This is a genomic window from Streptomyces sp. NPDC088354 (genome assembly GCF_044753585.1).
GTDB lineage: Bacteria > Actinomycetota > Actinomycetes > Streptomycetales > Streptomycetaceae > Actinacidiphila.
Map to the genome: position 1 here is coordinate 1 of NZ_JBIVNJ010000068.1, position 18999 is coordinate 18999.

The 18999-nt window shown below is 70.2% G+C and carries 15 protein-coding genes; 7 read left to right on the top strand and 8 right to left on the bottom strand.

The genetic code is table 11. From position 1 onward, the window contains the following. Positions 1-198 precede the first annotated feature (198 nt). Positions 199-672 carry a VOC family protein gene (locus tag ACIP98_RS39890; protein WP_319660952.1) on the bottom strand — a complete coding sequence of 158 codons (474 nt, stop codon included), beginning with the start codon at positions 670-672 and terminating at the stop codon, positions 199-201. A 501-nt stretch (positions 673-1173) separates the two neighbouring features. Between ACIP98_RS39890 and ACIP98_RS39895 the strand changes: the two genes are divergently transcribed. Then, complete coding sequence (locus ACIP98_RS39895; protein WP_319660953.1) at positions 1174-1800, top strand: ABATE domain-containing protein; 627 nt, start codon at positions 1174-1176, stop codon at positions 1798-1800. Positions 1801-1920: 120 nt separating this feature from the next. Here the strand turns inward: ACIP98_RS39895 and ACIP98_RS39900 are convergent, their stop codons facing one another. Next, entirely contained in the window at positions 1921-2814 is an 894-nt protein-coding gene (locus ACIP98_RS39900) for an HAD family hydrolase (protein WP_401981410.1), read from the bottom strand. Positions 2815-2892: 78 nt separating this feature from the next. Here ACIP98_RS39900 and ACIP98_RS39905 point away from each other — a divergent pair, with 78 nt between their 5' ends. The 4 genes from ACIP98_RS39905 (at position 2893) to ACIP98_RS39920 (ending at position 7852) form a co-directional block, all read left to right on the top strand. Further along, complete coding sequence (locus ACIP98_RS39905; RefSeq protein ID WP_401981411.1) at positions 2893-3294, top strand: RidA family protein; 402 nt, start codon at positions 2893-2895, stop codon at positions 3292-3294. A gap of 187 nt (positions 3295-3481) precedes the next feature. After that, positions 3482-4030, top strand: a complete 549-nt coding sequence (locus tag ACIP98_RS39910; protein WP_401981413.1) for a GNAT family N-acetyltransferase — start codon at positions 3482-3484, stop codon at positions 4028-4030. Positions 4031-4479: 449 nt separating this feature from the next. Next, positions 4480-6114 carry an ABC-F family ATP-binding cassette domain-containing protein gene (locus ACIP98_RS39915; RefSeq protein WP_401981414.1) on the top strand — a complete coding sequence of 545 codons (1635 nt, stop codon included), beginning with the start codon at positions 4480-4482 and terminating at the stop codon, positions 6112-6114. A gap of 82 nt (positions 6115-6196) precedes the next feature. After that, entirely contained in the window at positions 6197-7852 is a 1656-nt protein-coding gene (locus ACIP98_RS39920; protein WP_401981415.1) for an ABC-F family ATP-binding cassette domain-containing protein, read from the top strand. An 88-nt stretch (positions 7853-7940) separates the two neighbouring features. Here ACIP98_RS39920 and ACIP98_RS39925 read toward each other — a convergent pair whose 3' ends face one another. The 3 genes from ACIP98_RS39925 to ACIP98_RS39935 all read right to left on the bottom strand — a co-directional run bounded on the left by ACIP98_RS39925 (position 7941) and on the right by ACIP98_RS39935 (position 10573). After that, complete coding sequence (locus ACIP98_RS39925; protein ID WP_319660959.1) at positions 7941-8675, bottom strand: GNAT family N-acetyltransferase; 735 nt, start codon at positions 8673-8675, stop codon at positions 7941-7943. Positions 8676-8906: 231 nt separating this feature from the next. Further along, positions 8907-9749: a GNAT family N-acetyltransferase gene (locus ACIP98_RS39930; RefSeq protein WP_401981417.1), complete on the bottom strand. Its 843-nt coding sequence runs from the start codon at positions 9747-9749 to the stop codon at positions 8907-8909. A 251-nt stretch (positions 9750-10000) separates the two neighbouring features. Next, a complete protein-coding gene (locus ACIP98_RS39935; protein ID WP_319660961.1) occupies positions 10001-10573 on the bottom strand; it encodes a TetR/AcrR family transcriptional regulator in 573 nt (190 codons plus the stop codon). 1280 nt (positions 10574-11853) lie between these two features. Between ACIP98_RS39935 and ACIP98_RS39940 the strand changes: the two genes are divergently transcribed. After that, positions 11854-12930 carry a PP2C family protein-serine/threonine phosphatase gene (locus tag ACIP98_RS39940; protein WP_401981420.1) on the top strand — a complete coding sequence of 359 codons (1077 nt, stop codon included), beginning with the start codon at positions 11854-11856 and terminating at the stop codon, positions 12928-12930. A 121-nt stretch (positions 12931-13051) separates the two neighbouring features. Continuing rightward, a complete protein-coding gene (locus tag ACIP98_RS39945) occupies positions 13052-14593 on the top strand; it encodes a SpoIIE family protein phosphatase (protein WP_401981423.1) in 1542 nt (513 codons plus the stop codon). A gap of 104 nt (positions 14594-14697) precedes the next feature. On the opposite strand, the gene ACIP98_RS39950 is transcribed toward ACIP98_RS39945, so the two are convergent. The 3 genes from ACIP98_RS39950 to ACIP98_RS39960 all read right to left on the bottom strand — a co-directional run bounded on the left by ACIP98_RS39950 (position 14698) and on the right by ACIP98_RS39960 (position 18641). After that, positions 14698-16104 carry an FAD-binding oxidoreductase gene (locus tag ACIP98_RS39950; protein WP_401981426.1) on the bottom strand — a complete coding sequence of 469 codons (1407 nt, stop codon included), beginning with the start codon at positions 16102-16104 and terminating at the stop codon, positions 14698-14700. Between the two features lie 314 nt (positions 16105-16418). After that, entirely contained in the window at positions 16419-16982 is a 564-nt protein-coding gene (locus ACIP98_RS39955; protein ID WP_401981428.1) for an NADPH-dependent FMN reductase, read from the bottom strand. 699 nt (positions 16983-17681) lie between these two features. Beyond that, a complete protein-coding gene (locus ACIP98_RS39960) occupies positions 17682-18641 on the bottom strand; it encodes a helix-turn-helix domain-containing protein (protein WP_401981430.1) in 960 nt (319 codons plus the stop codon). Between the last annotated feature and the right edge of the window lie 358 nt (positions 18642-18999).

Genomic DNA, 18999 nt, shown 5'->3' on the forward strand with positions numbered 1-18999 from the left:
CCCACCCCCCGCCCCCCCCCCCTCCCCCCCCCCGGCCCCACCGTGGGTGCTCCCCTACGCCCCCCCCCCCGCCCCCGCCCCCCCCCCCCCCGGCCCGCCCGCCGGCCCCCCCCCCCGGCCGGCGCCCGGCTGCCGTCCGTCTCGGGGTTGCCTTCGGTGCCTCGTGCCTGCGGCGCAGGTTCTTGGGCTGTCGTCCTGTCAGCGGCCGGGGAAGCGCTGCGTGATCTCCTGGAGGACCCAGCCGTTCCCGTCGGGGTCACTGAAGGTCAGGAACGAGCCGTACGAGGCACGCTCCGGGTGCGGGCCGGCCAGTCGGCCCTGACCGTCGAGGCGGTGGGTGATCTGCCCGTTCTCGTGGCCGTGGTAGAGCAGTCCACCAGCGTCGTGGAACATGTCACTGACCCGGATGCCGCGACGGGAGAGGTCCGCGTGGGCCTCCTCGATGTCCGAGACGACGAGGTAGAGGCCCTGGGCCGAGCCCGGCTCGGCGGACGTCAGGCCCGTGCCGAACATGATCGACGCTCCGGAGCCCGGCGGTGTGAAGTGCACGGCGCGCCAGTGCTCGCCGACGGCCTTGTCGAGGTCCAGGCGGAATCCCACCTGCTCGTAGAAGGCCTTGGCCCGATCGACGTCGGATACGGGCAGCACAGTGAGTTCGAGCTTCATGTCCATGTGGAGGTCGTTCCTTCTTGATGTCGGCGGGTCTCACGAGCGTGAGGTACCGGTTGCCTCGGAGCCTGGGGAGGCACCTTGGCTTGCGGCCCCAGCGGAGGGCCGGGGTGATCTGCGGGACGGAGGCGCGTGAGCCCTGCGCCCGCTCGCCGGCGGATCTTCCGCTCCGCCCGTTCGCCGAAGCGCACGGGGCTGGCCTTCCCAGCGGCTCACCATCTCGGTGTTATGACCGTAGGAGATTAGATCGCAACGAGCAACCTTCTCGACGGTGACGGACATCCCATTCGGCGGGGATGTCCGTCACTCCACCGCTTCCATCAGGAGCCCGGTGCACGAGAAAGGGCCGGAGCGCGGCACGTATCACCGCACGGGGAGCGTTGCCCTGCCGGACCCGGCGCTCACCCAGGAGGCGTACTGCCCACCAGGCAAAGTTGCCACTGATGCCGTTTTGTGCCTAACATTTCGGAGTCGCCCTTCCACTCCGCGAGGAGGCCTCCGGCCATGCCCTCATCCACCACGGAGCGCCGTCCGATGACGCAGCCGCCAGGGGCCGACACCTTGCTGCGATTCGTCAACACGCACCCTGCGGGCCCTCACCGACTCGCGGAGCGTTTCGAGAACGCGGCGACTCTGCGCGCGTGGCTGCGGGAACACGGTATGGACGCACCGGCCACCCTCGTCACAGACGCTGACGCGACCAGTGCCCGGGAGTTTCGCGATGCCTTGATCACCGTGCTGCTCGCTCACGCCGGAGATCAGGACATCACGCCGGGGATGCTCGCGGAGACGGAGGAATACTTGCGCGAGATGGCTTCGAGGTATCCGCTGATGACGGTCGTCACGTGCTCGGGCGCAACCCTGACGACCGGGCAGACCGGAATCCCCGGACTCTTCGGCTCGGTCCTGGCGGCCATCACCCAGCTCGCGATGGCAGGCACGTGGGACCGAGTGCGGGCATGCCGGAACCAGCCCTGTCATTTCTGCTTCTTCGACCGGACGCGCAACAGCTCTGGCGCGTACTGCGGCCCGAAATGCGGCTCTCAGGCGTCCATGCGCGCCTACCGGCAGCGGAAGAAGGAGCTGGCGTCCGGCGCGGACGCCGACGGCCGGCGCGATGCCGCCACCTGAATCGTGCCCGCCCGCTGGTCGCGGTCGCGGTCACAGCGCCGCGCCGCCTTGTCCGCCGGTCGCAGCGTGGTTCATGCCCTCGTGTGCACGCTCGGCGGGGGCTTGTCGCGGACCAAGCGGTCAGCGGGCGGGAATACCGCAGGCCGCGAGTGCGAGGTGCAGTCGTTCCTCGGTCACCGTCGTCAACGGCGGGACGAGCAGGGTGGGGATCCCGGCTTCGACTGCCGCGCCGTCGTGGCTGGAGCGGTCGCCGACCATCAGTGCCTCTTCGGGCCGCACCCCGAGCCGGCTGAGGGCGACGTGGAAGATGGCGGGGTCGGGCTTGGACACGCCGTGTTCGAAGGACAGGACGAACTCGTCGACGTACACGTCGAGGCCGCGCTCCAGGAAAGCGGGGCGGATGTCGACGTGGATGTCGCTGACGATCGCCACTTTCAGTCCGGCTGCCTTGAACGCCGCGAGAGTGGGCGGGACATCGGCGGCAAAGGCGTTCCCGGCCGCATCGGACAGCGCCGTGTACATCTCCTCGGCCAGGACCGAGTCCGCTCCCGCGGCATCGATCCACCGATCGTAGCTGTCACGGTGTGCCGCGGCCGACAGGTCCGCTCCCGCCCAGCCCCGCACGACATGAGGGAGCTTGCCCGCGGCGCTCAGGGCTGCACTGACCCGCTGGACCTCCGCCTCGGACGAGTCACGCCCGAGTCGCCGCAACGAGTGTCGGATCCACGAAGCCCCCCTGGGCCCCGTCCGGGCGGGACCCCATTTCGGGACGATGAGTGTTCCGACCCAGTCGAGCAGGACAGCTTTGAAGAACGGCACGTCTCCCCCGTGGTCGTGCGGCTCGCGATCGTCGGCGAGCTGCCGCCCGTCCGTGACCGCATCGCTCTCGCGAAGTCGCTGACAGCGTACTGGCGCTGATCTCGACACCTGCACCCAGCACTGCCTGCCGGCCTCCCGGCTCACGACAGGCCATGGCACAGGGGTCCGCCGGCGCCCCGCGTGGGGCGTCGTCACACTTCTGGGCCGGTTCCGGTCTCAGATGTCGCCCCCCTGTCCACACGGATGGGGCCACAGGAGATCGAGGAGAGAGCCGTGACCGTCCAGTCCCAGGAATTCGCATTCGGTATGCCGTGGGAGTCGCTTTACGGATACAGCCAGGCCGTGCAGGCCGGTGACACGCTGTACATCTCGGGGCAGCTGTCGCACGACAGTACCGGGGCCTTCATCGGGGAGGGCGACTTCGAACTCCAGATGCGCACGACCCTCGGCAATCTCGACCGGGTACTGGAGCACTTCGGCGCCACCCGCGATCAAATCGTCGAGACCACCATCCTTGTCAGGGGCCTGCGCGAGCATTTCGACACCGTCGCCCGACTGCACGCCGCGTACTGCGGTGAGCATCGCCCCACCAGCACGGTCATGGGGGTCTCGGACCTCGCGCTGCCCGCCCAGCTGGTCGAGATCGGGGCGGTTGTGCGCCTCGACATGAGGTGACGAAGCAGCGCCGATAGGGGACTTGCCGTCCCGACCGACCAGTCTGGCCGGTCCCTGTGACGCGGAGGTGGAGCAACGACTTCAGGGGAGATGGACGGTGCCCAAGCCGCCAGGCCGGCACGCCCGACCGTCCGCCGAGGCCGTAAAACGGTGGACAGCCTTGCGGCACTGGGCGAGCATCTCCGCAATGAGCAGCGAACTTCTCTCCGTCCCCAAACGCGTCCGCTTCGTCGAGCTCAGCGCGAAGGCGCTCCGGGCGCTGGCCGAGGGGGACCTCGCCGGCGGCAGCGCCGAGGCGGGGGTCGCCCTCGACGAGTACTTCGTCTCCGACCGGGCCCGCGGGATCTTCGGCTATCGCGCCGGTCAGCTCGCCGAGGACCCGTCTGTCGCGCCCTGGATCGTGCGGGCCGCGGTGTCAGAGCCGGACGGGGCCGTTGTCGGCGACGCCGGATTCCATGGGCCGCCGGACGAGGCCGGCATGGTCGAGGTCGGCTACACCGTCGTACCCGCGTACCGCCGCCAGGGCTATGCCCGCGCCATGCTGGCAGCGCTGCTCGTGAGGGCCGCCGCCGAACCCGGTGTCAGGACCGTTCGGGCCACTGTCAGGTCCGACAACGACGCCTCCGTGGCCACCATCGCGGGCTTCGGGTTCACGTGCGTTCGCGAGCGGGGGAACGAGCGCGACGGGCTCGAACTCGTCTTCGAGATCCCGGCCGACGCGATCCAGGCCGAATAGCAGTACGGCGGCAGTGGCATCGTGAGCGTCCTTGTCGGGCCGTGACATGGGAAGGGCCGCACAGGTCGGGTGAGTTGTGAAGCCGGCCTGGGCCGTGCGGCCCGTCCCCATGGGGAGGCCGCCCGGCAGAGGCCATCGGGCGTGGCGCGCCGAGGTCCGTCCCCCCTACGCGGCAACCTGCGGGACCGCCGATCGCGATCATGAGCAGGGCCGGTCGAGAACACGGGACGGAAGCGTGTTGTTATGCTGGCCGCTGACACAGGACGAGCAATGAGGAGTCACAGACGTGGCGGGTGACGACGACATCTCCGGGTGAGACCCGGATCTGACGGCCACCGGCCGGCGCTCAGGAGCGCTGCCGAGGTGGTCCGTTTCGTCGTACCCCTTTCTCCCACGTCTGCCCAGGGCAGAGGTCTGCGCTCTGCCCTCGTACCTCCGAGGTCACTTCCATGTCCGACGTCGCTGTCATCTGCTCGAACGTCTCCTTCGCCTGGCCCGACGACACCCCCGTCTTCCACGACCTGTCCTTCTCCGTGCCCCCCGGCCGTACCGGCCTGGTGGCACCCAACGGCTCCGGGAAGAGCACCCTGCTCAAGCTGATCGCCGGTGAGCTGAAGCCCGCCACGGGCTCGGTGTCGGTGAACGGCACGCTCGGCTATCTCCCGCAGACCCTGCCCCTGACCAGCGACCTCACCGTCGCCGAGGTGCTCGGCGTCGCCGCGGTGATCCGCGCGCTGGACGCTGTGGAGTCCGGGGACGTCGACGAGAGGCACTTCGCCACCATCGGTGACGACTGGGACATCGAGGAGCGCACCCGCGCCCAACTCGACCGTCTGGGTCTGGCCGGCCTCGCCCTGGACCGCAGCCTGAGCACGCTCAGCGGAGGCCAGGTGGTCTCCCTCGGGCTCGCCGCGCAGTTGCTCAAGGGCCCCGACGTCCTCCTGCTCGACGAGCCGACCAACAACCTCGACCTCCAGGCCCGGCACAAGCTCTACGACGTGCTGTCGGACTTCAACGGCTGTCTGCTCCTGGTCAGCCACGACCGCGCGCTGCTGGACCGGATGGAGCGCATCGCCGAACTCGGCAGCGACGAACTGCGCTTGTACGGCGGTACTTTCACCGAGTACGAGGAGGCCGTCCGTGCCGAGCAAGAGGTCGCCGAGAAGAACGTCCGCAACGCCGAGCAGGAACTGAGGCGGGAGAAGCGGGAGTTGCAGCAGGCCCGCGAGCGCGCCGATCGCCGGGCGAGCAACGCCGCGAAGAACCTGAAGAACGCCGGGCTGCCCAAGATCTTCGCGGGCAACATGAAGCGCGGCGCGCAGGAGGCAGCGGGCAGGTCCGGCACGATGCACGCCTCCCGGGTCAGCGATGCCAAGGCCCGCCTCGACGAGGCCGGGCGGGCCCTGCGCGAGGAGCAGCGGCTCACGCTGGAGCTTCCCGGCACCCAGGTGCCCGCCGGCCGCAACCTGTTCCTCGGCGAGGGCATGCAGATCCTCCTGGGCGACAAGGAGGTCTTCGCGGCGGGCGGCGTCGACCTGAGCGTCCGGGGCCCCGAGCGCATCGCGCTGACCGGGCCCAACGGCGCCGGCAAGACCACCTTGATGCGGCTGGTCACCGGGGCTCTCGCCCCGGAGAGCGGGGAGGTCAAGCGCAACGACGGGAGGATCGCGTACCTGTCGCAACGCCTGGATCTGCTGGATCTGGACCGCACTGTGGCGGAGAACTTTGCCGCGTTCGCGCCCGAGCGGCCCGAGGCGGAGCGGATGAACCTGCTCGCCCGGTTCCTCTTCCGGGGCGCGCGGGCCCATCTGCCGGTGGGCGTCCTCTCCGGCGGTGAGCGGCTGCGCGCCACCCTGGCCTGCGTGCTGTGCGCGGAACCGGCCCCGCACCTGCTGCTGCTCGACGAGCCCACCAACAACCTCGACCTGGTCAGCGCGGGCCAGTTGGTGAGCGCGCTCAACTCCTACCAAGGTGCCTTCATGGTCGTCAGCCACGACGAGCGGTTCCTGGCCGAGATCGGGATCAGCCGCTGGCTGCGGCTGGCCGACGGGGTGCTGCAGGAGACGGGGGCACCGGCGGTGTGAGCCGCCGACGTGTGACGTGGTCCGCGTCCGAGGCCCTGCGCCCGGCGGACCGAGAACCGATCACGCCAGGACGGTATCCCCCGTGCCCCAGCCCGCTCTGCTCGCCCACTACCTCGTCCGTGACCTCGGCGGACGCCGCGTCCTCGACGGCGTCTGCCTCACCGCTTCCCCCGGCCACCGCATCGGCCTGATCGGGGAGAACGGCGTCGGCAAGTCCACCCTGCTGCGGCTGCTCGCCGGCGTGGACGAACCCGACGCGGGAAGCGTCACCCGCCCCCGCGACGTCGGCTTCCTCCACCAGGAGATGCCGTTCGACGCGGACTCCACCCTCGGCGCCGTACTGGACGAGGCACTGCGCGAGGCCCGTGAGGACCTCGCCGAACTCGACCGGCTCGGCGAGGAGCTGGCCCGCGTGCCCGAGGACGACCCCGGCCACCGGGAACTCCTCGACGCCTACGGCAGACGCCTCGAACAGGCCCAGGACCGGGAGTCCTGGGACGCCGACCGCCGCGCCGCGCTGGTACTGGGCGGCCTCGGCCTGGGCGCCCTCGGCCACGACCGGAGCCTTCGCTCGCTCTCCGGTGGGCAGCGCGGCCGGCTGGCCCTGGCCGCGCTGCTGGTCCGGCGGCCGTCCGCGCTGCTCCTGGACGAGCCCACCAATCACCTCGACGACGAAGCCGCCGCCTTCCTCGAGGCACAGATCCGGTCCCTGCCCGGCACCGTGGTGGTCGCCAGCCACGACCGGGCGTTCCTCGACGCCGTCACCACCGACCTGATCGACCTCGACCCGGCAGTGGACGGACCCGTCCGGTACGGCGGCAACTACAGCGCCTACCTCTCCGAGAAGCACGCCGAGCGGCAGCGCTGGGAGCGGCGGTACGCCGAGGAGCAGGAGGAACGGGAGGAACTGCGCGAGTCGGTGGGCGTGACCGCGCACCGGGTCGCCCCCGACCGGGGCCGCGTCGACAACGAGAAGATGGGCTACGGCCATCGGGCCGGCCGGGTACAGAACTCCGTCTCCCGCCGGGTACGCAACGCCACCCGGCGCCTGGAGGAACTGGAGCGCACCCAGGTCACCGAGCCACCGCGCCCCCTGCGATTCGCCGCCGGGGACCTGGCGAGGCGGGGCGAGCAGAGCTCGGAGCCGCTGGTGGCACTACGGGACGTACGGGTGCCGGGCCGGCTGGCACTGGACCGCCTGGAGGTGGCGGCGACCGACCGGCTGCTGGTCACGGGCGGCAACGGGGCCGGCAAATCGACGCTGCTCGCCGTCCTCGCCGGACAGCTCCCTGCCGAGGGCGAGGTGCACCGCCGGCGCGGGGTGACGGTGGGGCTGCTCACCCAGGACACCGTGTTCAACCGGCCCGCACGTACCGTCCGCGACACGTATGAAGCGGCGGTGGGTCCGGCGCGGGCGGCGAAGGTGCCGCTCGGCTCGCTCGGCCTGATGCACGGGGCCGACCTGGACCGACCGGTCGGGGAGCTGTCGGTTGGGCAGCGCCGCCGGCTGGCGCTGGCAGTGCTGGTGGCCCGCCCGCCCCATCTGCTGCTCCTCGACGAACCGACGAACCACCTCTCCCCCCGTCTGTGCGACGAACTGGAGGAGGCGCTCGGCACCGGACCCGGCGCCATCGTGGTCGCCAGCCACGACCGCTGGTTGCGCCGACGGTGGCAGGGCCGGGAACTTCGACTGGCCCCTGAGCCCGACCGGCGGTCGAGCGGCATCACGGCTCCCTGACATCCATCACCGCCCCCCGTACGCGGTTGCTCCCGGCCGCGGGCAGCTGCGGTTGGAGTACCCGGTTCCGTACAGGGGGCGGATCAGGCTAGGCGGGGAAGGTGAAGAGGCGGTACTGCGATACTTCGACGAAACCGAATCGCCGGTACAGCGGCTCGCCGGCCGGGCTCGCGGCGAGTGCCGCCAGCCCCATGCCGCGATCCTGGCCCACGCGGAGCGCCGCCGCCGTCAAGGCTGTGCCGATGCCGTGCCGGCGGTGCGTGTCCGCGACGTGGACGATGAAGATCCCGGCCACGTCGTGGGCCGCGATCACCACGGTCGTCCCGACGACACGGTCCTCGAGGACCGCCGCCAGACGCACGATGTCCGCGTTGTCCCGACGTTGCGACTCGATCCGCACGATGTCGGGTTCGAGGCCCGGTGCGACGCCCATGGAAGCGCTGTACGTGCGGACCAGTTCTGGCAGCCGGCCGTGACCGGTCAGCTCCTCGATCCGCAGGCCGGCCGGTGGCTCGATCGGATCGACCGCCAGGTCGAGCGGTCTGACCATCACCGGGATCGTGGTGAGCTCCTTCGCGCCGCGCTCGGCGAGGGCGGACGACGTGCCCGCGGGGCTGTCCGGGCCGACCCACCACCACCAGGGCACTCCCGCGAGCCGGTCCCGCGCGTCGGCGGTGGACCGCTCCACCGCGTCCAGGGAGCGGACACGGACCACTCCGTTGAACTGCGGCTGGGCCAGCCCACTGCGGAAGTAGTCGAGCTCACCGTCAACGCGGTCCCCCGTGCCCCAGCCGGTCAGGTATTGCCGGAAGTTGGCGGTCACGGAGGCCATGGTGCCGGGGTGCCACAGGTCTCGCCGGCCACTGCCCGGGGATGCGCCCGCCGCGAGCGGTTCATCAGTTCTGCTCGATGCGTCCGTCATGGGTGTTACCTCTGTCCGAAAGCCTCGGACCCGAACGGCCCGCGGGTGTCTCGTGGTGTGTCCGGCCGGCTTCACATCGTTGCTTCGCCGACCGTGTGATCCAACCATGGGACCGTCCACTGATCTCGTATGTTAGGGCGCCAGGATGCGGTAGTCGGAGACGGGGCTGTACCCGATGCGCTGGTAGACGCTGTTGCTCGTCGGATTGGCGAGGTCGGTGAAGAGGAGTACGTGTTCCGCACCGGCGTCACGTGCTGCTTGGGAAACGGCCGCGGTGACGGCGGAGCCGTAGCCCCGGCCCCGATGGTCCGGCAGCGTGTAGACGGGGGTGAGGCGAGCCGTGCCGGCTACCACCGACGTCATGGCGGCCATGGCCACCGGTTCGTCCTCTACCGTCCACAACCGCCAGCCGCCCCGGCCTATCCGCTCGTCGATGAAGGTGTCGAGATCCGCCCCGAGCGAGCCGGCTTCCGTGACGAAACGGGTGCACCAGTCATGGAGAAGCGCCCGGTCCCCGGCGGTCGCCGTCCGCGGTGCCCCCGGTGGTGCGACGCCAGGGCGCACGAGCTGGTCAAGACGGTAGAGGCGCAGGTGCGGCCCGCTCTTCGGCGTGGAGCCGGTGGCCGACTGCCATGCCTCGGAGAAGGCACGGACCGACGAGTCGTCGACCAGGAGCTGCGTGAACGGCTGCGCCCGGGTGGCCAGCAATCGGGCCAGGTGCGTTGCCGCGACCGGGGAAAGGCGGCTCGAGGTCAGCAGGTGCGGTGGCATCCACACGAACGCGGCCGTCGTGGCCGTCTCGTCCGGTTCCCGCCACCAGCCCAGCACCGCGGACGGGGTTCCGCCCCCGGACCGCAGTTGCTCGATCGTGTCGAGCCCGGAGAGCAGCATGGTGTGCAGGTCGGGATGTGCGGCGAGAAATGCCCCCGCCTCGGAGCGAAACACTTCGGGCTTGTCCGTGGTGAACCAGGTCACGGGGTTCGGTCTCCTGCTTGTGAGGGGGCGCGGTGGCAATGCACGGCGCCGCAGAGGTGGTTGGGGCTCCCAGCGACAGCGCGTGCGGCTGACGAGCCTTTTCGGGCCGGCCGGCCTCGGGCTTCGACGGGAGGCCGGGGCGCCCCGGCCCGGCGCGTCCCGGTCAGGCCCAGGGCGCGGGGGCCGGCACGCCCTCCGCCGACACGCCTACGGGACGCCGAGCGGGTCAGGACACCGAAGTGGCGTGCCCGTCAGCCGTGTGCCGGCTGATCGCTGCCGGCAGCGCTCGCCACCGCGGCGTGTGAAGCCCGCAGGATCTGTTCCGACACAGGCGTGCCCGCGGTGGCGCGGGCGAGAATGAGGCCGCCGACGAGCGTGGCGTAAGCGGCCAGACCGGCGTCACCAGGCGCGATCCACTCCGCGACCTTCTGGACGCCCTTGGCGTAGGTCTCCCTGTGCTCGGGCTCACGCGCGACATCGCCGGCGAAACCGGCCGCGGGGCAGCCGGTGCCGGGGTTGTCGCGATGGTCGACAGAGAAGTAGGACTCCAGCAGCGACTGCCACGCCGCCTGGTGCTCCCCGGTCTCCTGGTCCAGAGCCTCGAGGTCCTGCAGGTTGTCGGCGAACGCCTTGGCGGCCGCTTCTTCGACAAGCGCGGCTTTGGAGGCGAACTGCTTGTAGAAGCCCCCCTGGGTGAGGCCGATCGACTTCATCACATCCGCGATGCCCACCTTGGCCACACCGTCTTCACGGAACAGCCGAGAGGCCGCGGCGACCACTCGCTCCCGGTTGGCCTTGGCTTCTGCTTGCGAGACGCGACTCATCCCTCACCCTCCGTAGTGCCCGCCGGTCATCTGCCGCGTTGCGGGCTGTGACGAGGACGGGCGGGCAGACACCTCGACGCTAAGATTATGCCTGCCGTCTATCCCCTGCCGCAGCGGCCCGTGGGTCGCACCCCAGTCGGCACAGCGGACCAGCTCCCGCGGGGCGACGACCGGTCGGCCGGCACCCGCAGCCGTTCCCCGCACCGGCGAGTGCGCACGAAACCGTCCACGTTCCACGGAGCACGGATGGCGCTCCCGCATGTAAGATGGCACCTACAATCTAATATGGGCGTTGCCGCCCCGGGGGCAGGGATGGGCACCCATCCGCTCAAACAGCCCTCACCCAGGGGTCGTTCCGACATCGCGCCGGTGACGAGAAGGACTTCGCCACCGGAGCCACGGAGACGGCGCTCTCACCGCAGCCGCTTGCGGACGGTTCACCGCGTCGCACACACGACCCGTACGACGCCGAAGGCCGTTGCCCGCGGGTGCCGTTGAGGCCCTGCCGCGGTCGCCGGCGGCCGTCCGACCCGAGTCGCGTCGGGGACGGTCATGACCTCACCAGCCCGCAGAGGCGGGTGACCCGATCCCACGGCAGACCCCCGGGTCGTCCAACCGCCTTTCACGTGCCCCGCGGTGAAGCGTGGTGGGACGCGACGCCGCTCATGCCGCACCCGACCCGAACGGAGGGGGTAACGGCTCGCTTGACGCACCGAACCGCACGTCGCACAGTTGAAACGCATATCGGCACACAACTTCCACCATACGAAAAAGTGAGGGACGGCGGAGCTGTGACGCCAACAGAGCCGCAGACATACCGAAGACGGCACAGCACCGGCGTGGACCCGCACCTGGTCTCCCTGCCTCTCTGGGACACGCACCAGTCGACCCCTCGCGCACCGCGAGCCGTACTGAGCGGCCCGACGCGCTGGGAGGCCGCTGCCCGGCCTGTCCCTCTGGCCGGACGATCACCGGTATGACCGCCGCCTCGCCAAGAAGACCATTCGCCGGGGGCGCACCGCCGGTGGACTCATCGAGCCTCATCCTCACCCTCCACGCCGCGATGGCACGAAAGCCGCGCCATGTTGATACGACGCAGCACCTCCAGGAAAGTCGGGTCACTCCCCCGACTCGTGACGCACCTCTGCCCTCGCTCGCCCGCCGCCCAGCGCGCGGCCCACGACGGAGCCCGCTTGCTCCCGGCATTCGGCCCCCAAGTGCGCAAGCGGCCGAAAGCCCTTGACCGGGGCACCGGGCCCTTGGGGATGCGCGGACACGCGGTGCCTCCGCTCCTGCTGATCACGGCCATCACCTTGGGCGCGTCGTTCGCCCCCCTTGCGGTCCACCTGTCCCCGCTGCTCGTGGCGGCTCCCACGTGCACGGGAACGTTCGCACGAACACGCTTCACAGCCGTCGTCGCGCTCGTGGCAGCCGCGGCGGTGCTCCTCGTGGACAACCACGACGGCCTGCTCCACTCACCGCTGCTGCCCATCCACATCGGGGCGGTGCTCATAGTGTCCGCGTTCGTCCTCGCCTCCCGGGCCATGCACGACCGCGATCTGAGGGAGCTGGCTCAGGTGCGGGCTGTCTCCGAGGCCGCTCAACGAGTGCTGCTGCGCCCGATCCCCCCGAAGGTGGGCCCCTTCCGCATCGCCTCGATGTACCGCGCCGCGGCCGCACACGCTTTGGTGGGCGGTGATCTGTACGCGGCGTCCCGCACCGGCCGCACCACGCGCGTCCTCATCGGAGACGTCCGGGGGAAGGGTCTTCCGGCCATCGAGGACGCCTCCGCCGTCCTGGGTGCCTTCCGTGAGGCATCCCAGCATTTCCGCACGCTCCCGGAGCTCGCGGCCGCGCTGGAACGCAGCGTCCGCAGGCACCTGAGCGAGTTGACGGCTGACACCCTCGACAGCGGCGAGCGATTCATCACCGCCCTGCTGATCGAACTCCCCGACGACGAGGAAGTCGCCAGAGTGGTCAGCTGCGGACACCCGCCACCGCTGTTGCGCCAGGGCAGCCAGGTCACCCTGCTGCCCGTCGCCCGGCCCGCCCCGCCGCTGGGGCTCGCGGCGGAATCCCCCGACGCCTTCTGCCTCGACACGGTTGCCTTCGGCCCCGGAGACACCCTGCTCCTGTACACCGACGGCCTGGCCGAGGCCCGCGACTCCGCCGGCGAGTTCTTCCCCGTCCTCGACCGTGCCGGTACATGGACCTGGGAGTGCCCGAGCCGCCTCGTGCAGCACGTCAGCCTCGACGTGGACCGGCACGCGGGCAAGAAGAACCTCCAGGACGACCTGGCCCTCGTCGCTGTCCACCATCCGACGCACCCCGTCCACGGCGGACAGGCGCCGCCGTGATCCTCCACAGCCCGAAGGCCCGCACACCCGCGCACAGACCCCGGCTCCCGCGCCACACACCATGCGCATCGTCCGGCAGGCACTGCGCACCCCGTCAGAAGGGACGGTGACAAGGATGGCCATGCCCAGACTCCTCCTGCTCCGGCACCCGAGTGCGCTGCTCGCCGTCTATCTCGCCGCGACCTGCGCAGTGCAACTGGAAGTCTCTGCGGTGGGCTTGGTCCGCTGGTCGGACTACTCGGTGCTGGCCCCCCTGATGGCGGCCGCCCTGCTGCCCGTCAGACACACTCTGATCGTCGGAGCCTGCACGCTGGCGGGCAGTGTGGCCATCTACGGTTTCGTGATCCCGGGCGTGTCGGAGGGGGGCCGGACGGTGGTCATCGCCGCAGCCCTTCTGTCCTTCGGTATGAGCCTGCTCATCTGCCGGGTCCGGCTCCGCCAGAAGGCCGGGTGCGTCTTCGCCGTACGTCCCGGAAGGCGTGAGGAGACGGGCCGCATCGTCTCCGCACCACGTGAGGCCACTGGCGACCCGTGCGCCTTCTTGTGGGAGGCCGGACCGGCGCCTGGGCGCCTGCCGCAACCCGCGGCCATGGAACTCGCCTACTGCCGGACCGACGACGGAAGGCCGCAGGCCCACTGGCTGGACGCGATCCCGCTGTCCGGAGCCCGCGTGGCGCTGGTCGCCGGCAGCGTGACCGAGGACGGAGAGCCGGCCCCCGCCCTGGTGCCCGAACTGCGTGCCGCGGTGCGCACGCTGGCGGACATCGACGTGCAACCGGACGAGGCGCTCACCCATCTCCACGACGTCATCCGTCGGTTGCGGCCCGACGAGAGCACCCGCGATGTCACGGCAAGCTGCCTGTACGCCGTCTACGACCCCGTCACCGCGGACTGCACCCTCGCCTGCGCCGGGCACCCCGCGCCCAGCGTCATCGCCCCTGACGGTGTGATCACTGCCGTGGACCTTCCTGCCGGGGTAGCGCTCGGGAGCGCGCGGGCGAAGGTCGGGACCGCCGAGATCCGGCTCAGGAAAGGCAGCGTGCTCCTGCTGCCCTCGCACTCCGCCGCGCCGCCCGATCCCGGGAAGGACACCGATCGACTCGAGGCGCCCGAGCAACTTGTGGACCCGAAGTCATCGCTCACCGACACCTGCCGTGCTGCTCTGGAGGCCTTTGTGGCAGCGGGAGCACCACGCCGGTTGCACGTGCTCGCCGCCCGCACCCGCACGCTCGACGGCACCACGGTGGCCACCTGGGACCTCCCTGCGGACCCCGCGGCTGTCTCTGCCGCGCGACAACATGTCACGGCCACCATGAGGACATGGGGCCTGGACGACGCCACCTCCACCACCGTCCTCATCGTCAGCGAGCTCGTCACCAACGCCATCCGCCATGCCCAGCCACCGGTACGGCTCCGCCTGATCCGCTGCGCCACGGGCCTGACCTGCGAGGTCACCGACGGCAGCACCACCTCCCCGCACCTTCGACGCGCCTGCACCTTCGACGAAAGCGGCCGGGGACTGTTCATCGTCGCCCAGCTCACCCAGCGCTGGGGCACCCGCCACCACCCGCAGGGCAAGACCATCTGGGCCGAGCACGCCTATCAGGCCGACGAACCCGTAGGGGAGGAAGAGCAGGCCCTGCGGGCCGGGCTCGTCTCGTGACGGCCGGCATTCGCGGGGACGGCTCGGTGCCGCGGCGCCTTTTACGGGCGACCGGGACCCCTGGGGGCCGGACGGTCGAGTCCGGCCCCGAAGGCCCAGCCCCGTCAGCCGGGCGAGATGTTGTGGTTCACACGGAACATGTTGGTCGGGTCGTATGCCTTCTTCGCCGCAGCCAGACGCCGGTAGCGCTCTGCGCCGTAGACCTCGCTCAACCGCTCCGGGTCGGTGGCCTCTTCGATGGAGAGGAAGTTGACCATCCTGCGCTCGTCCGCCCAGGGCTCCATGGCATCCATCACCTCGTCGAGCTTGCCGCTCAGGAACTCGGCCTGGTCCGGGGCGCCCACGCCGATTCCGAAAAGGACGAAGGGGAGCCCTCGGCTGGAGACGGCGTTGGGTACCGCGGGCTCACGGTCGAGTGCGCCGCCGAGCACGCGGATCTCGACGCTCACCAGCGGGGAGCCCGACCCGGGGCCGAGCAGTTCGATCAGCTGGTCGGCCGCCTCGGCGGGAAACGCGCGCAGCATCGTCGTTCGGTCGTAATAGGGCATGGGTGCCGGGGGGTCCATGTGGATGGCCCCCATCGCGGTGAAGGGCATCTCGCCCACGGTGTCGATGAGCGCCGGGGCGGCCGTACGCAGGGGGGCGATCAGCCGCTCGCCCTCGGCCACCGGACCGAGGTAGGCGATCCGCACGTGGACCACGAACGCCCCCCGGAGCGGCTCCGGCAAGTCGGGCAGCGGAGGCAGCCGCTGCACGGCCACGGAGGAGGACATCTCCTCGGGCATGTCCGATTGCCAGGTGCGCCAGGTGTGCAGCACATCGGCAAGTCGTTCGCCGGGGAAGTAGATTCCGCCGCCGTAGAAATGGGTCACCGGGAACAGGCCGAATTCCAGCGCGGTGACGACGCCGAAATTGCCTTTGCCTCCGAGCAGGGACCAGAAGAGTTCGGGATCACTGTCCGCTGTGACATGACGCAACTCGCCATCAGCGGTCACCACCTCCAGCGAGCGGACATGGTCGGCCGCGTATCCCCGGCTTCGGCCGAAGACCGGACTGAGTCCTCCCCCGAGGGTGTACCCCGCCACGCCCACCAGCGGGGCGGAACCGCTCATCGGGGCGAGCCCGACGGCGGCGGCCTGGTCGATCACCTCCTGCCAGACCACACCGGCCTCGACCCGTGCGCGCAGCCGGCCGGCGTCGACGGCGATGCCCTTCATGCGCCGGGTACTGATCAGAACGCCGCCCCGGGCAGCGCCGACCTGTTGGTGCCCGGTGGTCTTCACCGTCACCGCCCGGCCCTGGCGGCCCGCGAAACGGATCGCCGCCTGTACGTCGGCCGCGTCGGCGGCACCGACGACGAGCGCGGGCTCCAGGGGGGCGTTCAGGTTGTAGATCCGGCACTCGGCGTCGTAACCCTCGTCGCCGGGCAGCAGAACCGGGCCGCTCACCAGCGATGCGAGTTCGGCCGCCTCCGCGGACGCGACCCGTGCGAACGGAACGTCAGAAGTCATGGGATCCCTCGTGAAACGGTGCCGCAAGGTGAACGGGCAACTGCCCGCCGGGTCGCCCCGCGCGCGCAGACGGGAGCTGCACAGGTGCGAGGAAGGCGGCATATTCCCGGCGGCAGACAATGAGTTTTTATATTACACGTATCATCTAAAGATTCCCGGTCACGCTGTTGCCGCTCAACTGCTCGCGCTCCACTGGCCATCGTCGATGGACGCCGTGCACAACAGAGACCCCGTCTCGCCGTGTACGCCCGCGACGCCCGTCCGGCACTTCAGCAGGGCGGCCCGGGGAGACAGGGCACTCGGACAGCGGCTGATCAGGCGCCGGCACGCAGCGGCTGCAGGGCCTTCGACCAGCTGACGACCTGGTCGAGCATGGCCTCAACGGTGGGCTGGTGGTGCGGGCCCGGCTTGAAGTCGCTGTAGTTCTCGAAGTCGGTCAGGAGGGACAGCGCGACCTGCGCACGCACCGTGGCGATCTGCAGCTCACTCGCGATGAGGCGGAGGTGCTCGACGGCCCGGGTGCCGCCGCCGGAGCCGTAGCTCACGAACCCCGCGGCCTTGTTGTTCCACTCCGCGTACAGGTAGTCGAGCGCGTTCTTCAGGGCACCCGTGGTGGAGTGGTTGTACTCGGGGGTGACGAACACAAAGCCGTCGAACTCGGCGATCTTCGACGCCCACGCCTTGGTGTGGGCGTTCTGGTACTGCCCGAGCGACGGGGGAAGCGCCTCGTCCAGGAGCGGCAGCGGATAGAGGGCAAGGTCCACGAGCTCGAACTCGGCGTCGGAACGCTGCTTGGCGACATCGAGAACCCAGTCCGCCACGGCGGCGCCGTTGCGCCCCGGACGGGTGCTGCCGAGGATGATCGCGATCTTGGTCATGTCGAGCCTTTCGTTGGTACGGCTTCACGTCAGGCACGCACTGGTACCCGGCGCCGGGATGTGACGTGCATCGGTGGCTCCGGAGACGGTTCCGGTGCGGCGCCCCGCCCACTCAGAGGGCGACCGGGGGCCGGACGGACCTGACCCTCGCCGAGGAGAGCCCACGCGAGGTGGCCCTCCCGGGGCGCCCCTCCTCGTCGACCCCCGCGGGTTCGGTGCCTACGACGTCGTCGGCGGGGACAGTAGGACGAAGCAACCGAGAAGGGCAACCAGGGAAAAATGCCCGATACGTCCAGAGATGAACGCGGGTTGCCGGCCGGCGCGCCGCGCGAGTCGCGCTCGTGAGCAGCCCGTCGGCAGCCCTTCGCGCGCCGCCCTGCATGCTTCGGCGGGGCGCGGTGTCAGCAAGACGTCACACCGCGCAGCGGCTGGGCACCCAGGGGGCCGGCTGTCCGGGACCGGGCGCCGGACCCGAATCCTTGCACGGCGAGGCAAGCCGGTGGGCGGATCCGTGCACAGAAAGACAAAACGACGATCCGTGTACCGCTTAGCCTGGAAACATCGGAGAACGCGCATTCCGGTCCCCCGGTGACGGACAAGGGAGTCGGAGGATGGAGCGCTTTTGTCGTGACCCCTGCTCCGCGATGAAACCGGTCCGGACTTCGGACAGGGTCGCAGCGTTGCCGACGGAACGTCCGTTCAGTCCGCCGCTTGTCCCGATCGCCACTCGCGAGGACTCACGCCGTACGTCGCTTTGAATACGCGGCTGAAATGGGGTGCGCTGGCGAACCCCCACCGGTGCGCGATCGCCTCGATCGTCATGAATCGATGCACGGGCGATGCCAGTTCTCTCCTGCACTCCTCGAGGCGCTGCGTCCTTATCCAGTCGCCGAGGGTGATTCCGGCCCGGGACAGGGTCAGGTAGAGCTGGCGTACGGAGACATGATGCTCGGTGGCGATACGTGCGGCGGTCAGGTCGGATTCTGCCAGGTGGAGGCGGACGTATTCCTCGACGCGCTGAAGAAGTGTGTGGTGCAGAGGCCCTCTGGCCAGGTCGTCACGGTCCAGGCTCGTCGTGGCCACCGCCCTGATCAGGTCGACGCAGGGCTGCGCGAGCATGGCGGCCTCGGCATCACCGACGGCCGCCCGCTGGCGGGCCAGCCGGGCGAAGAACGCCGCTGCGGCAGCCACGAGCGGGCGCTCCGAACCGATGCGTGCGGCCGCGACCTGACCGAGCAGGGACGATCGCAGCCCCAGCACGTGCGTGGGAACGCGAACGACGACCGCACTCACGGCATGGTCAAAGGAGATGTCGTAGGGCTTCGCATTGTCGATCACCGTGAGATCGCCCGCCCGGATCACTCCCCGCTTTCCTCCCTGACTGAACCGGGTGACCCCCGTCTCCTGCAGTACGAGGAAAACGTGCGGCACCATGTCCTCTTCGACAGGAGCGTTTGCACGCCGGAGGCCCGCCACATTCCAGTCGATTCCCGCGACTTCCACCGCACCCACCGTGTTGATGTCCGCAACCACCCTCAGGTGAGCCGGATCCCGCGGAAGGTGCACCTCTATCCGGCCGTTCACCGACCGCGAGAGTTCACGAATGGCATCCGCGCGATCACCGGGAGGCAGCGACTCCACGTCGAACCGAATTGCCATTGAGCTCTCTCCAAAGTGACCGCGGGCAGGCGTTGCGGGTAGGTCTTCCACGGTACAGCGACAGTGTCTGCCTTACGATTTCACCCGATTCAGGCCGGGAAGCGGGTGGCGCGGCCGCCGTCTCAACGCCGTGCAGATCGCCGCACAGAGCCGCACTGCCGTGCTGGCCACCCGTGCGATGACTGGGGTGAGTCGGGCGCGGGCAGGTCCACGATGGTGGCGGCGCCACCAGCAGCGGGGCGACAAGGGCCGGGCTCCACACCCTAGACGAGTAAGTCCGATCTCCGGTCAGTGGTCGTAGGCGATCAGTGACCGGGTGATCGGCGCGTTAGTTGCGTTGTTGTGCCAGATGGCGGCG

Coding starts and splice junctions, on each gene's coding strand:
- ACIP98_RS39890 (WP_319660952.1), bottom strand. CDS start 672: ATGGACATGAAGCTCGAACTCACTGTGCTGCCCGTATCCGACGTCGAT.
- ACIP98_RS39895 (WP_319660953.1), top strand. CDS start 1,174: ATGCCCTCATCCACCACGGAGCGCCGTCCGATGACGCAGCCGCCAGGG.
- ACIP98_RS39910 (WP_401981413.1), top strand. CDS start 3,482: ATGAGCAGCGAACTTCTCTCCGTCCCCAAACGCGTCCGCTTCGTCGAG.
- ACIP98_RS39915 (WP_401981414.1), top strand. CDS start 4,480: ATGTCCGACGTCGCTGTCATCTGCTCGAACGTCTCCTTCGCCTGGCCC.
- ACIP98_RS39935 (WP_319660961.1), bottom strand. CDS start 10,573: ATGAGTCGCGTCTCGCAAGCAGAAGCCAAGGCCAACCGGGAGCGAGTG.
- ACIP98_RS39945 (WP_401981423.1), top strand. CDS start 13,052: ATGCCCAGACTCCTCCTGCTCCGGCACCCGAGTGCGCTGCTCGCCGTC.
- ACIP98_RS39950 (WP_401981426.1), bottom strand. CDS start 16,104: ATGACTTCTGACGTTCCGTTCGCACGGGTCGCGTCCGCGGAGGCGGCC.
- ACIP98_RS39955 (WP_401981428.1), bottom strand. CDS start 16,982: ATGACCAAGATCGCGATCATCCTCGGCAGCACCCGTCCGGGGCGCAAC.
- ACIP98_RS39960 (WP_401981430.1), bottom strand. CDS start 18,641: ATGGCAATTCGGTTCGACGTGGAGTCGCTGCCTCCCGGTGATCGCGCG.